Below are 678 nucleotides of genomic sequence, written 5' to 3' on the forward strand. Positions count from 1 at the left end.
CATGTGCGGTGGTGAACCGAGTGTATTTGACCATGTTGCGCCTGTGATGGATGTGTACGCGAAACAAATCACTCTGCTGGGCGAAAATGGTCAGGGACAGCGTTGTAAAATGGTAAACCAAATCTGTATCGGTGGTATTTTGCAGGGCTTGAGTGAAGCACTTTTGCTTGCACAAAAATCTGGCTTAGACATTGAACAGGTTGTCGAGACGCTGAAACACGGCGCTGCTGGTTCATGGCAAATGGAAAACCGTGCCACAACCATGGCGCAAGACAAGTTTGATTTTGGCTTCGCGATTGATTGGATGCGCAAAGACCTTGGCTTTTGTTTGGAAGAAGCTGAGCGTGTTGGGCTTGAGCTTCCATTGACTAAGATGGTCGATGAGCAATACGCAGGTCTTCAACGTGAAGGGCTTGGGCGCATGGATACATCAGTATTGATTAAGGCTGTAGCCAAAAATCAGTAGTAGATGAAGAACTCTTTGGTATCGAAGAGTTTGAAAAAGTCTAAATTGATCATATCGAATTCCTCTTAACTGGGAGGCGCAACGTGCGCCTCCCTTTTTATTTACTATGGAATATTTGCTGTGGATTATTTCGCTAAACCTAACGCCAGTTCTAAGCCTTTGCCGTAAGCTTCGTCCGCTTGGTAAGCGTGGTTTACGTGACGTTCTTTAAT

At 45.6% G+C, this 678-nt stretch carries 1 protein-coding gene; it reads left to right on the forward strand.

What is annotated here, in order from left to right; all coding sequences use genetic code 11:
- Positions 1-466 (forward strand): NAD(P)-dependent oxidoreductase (locus tag R8N47_RS25550; RefSeq protein WP_318186145.1); only part of this gene is annotated, 466 nt, incomplete at its 5' end.
- Positions 467-678 lie beyond the last annotated feature (212 nt).

The organism is Vibrio sp. 2132-1 (genome assembly GCF_033344315.1).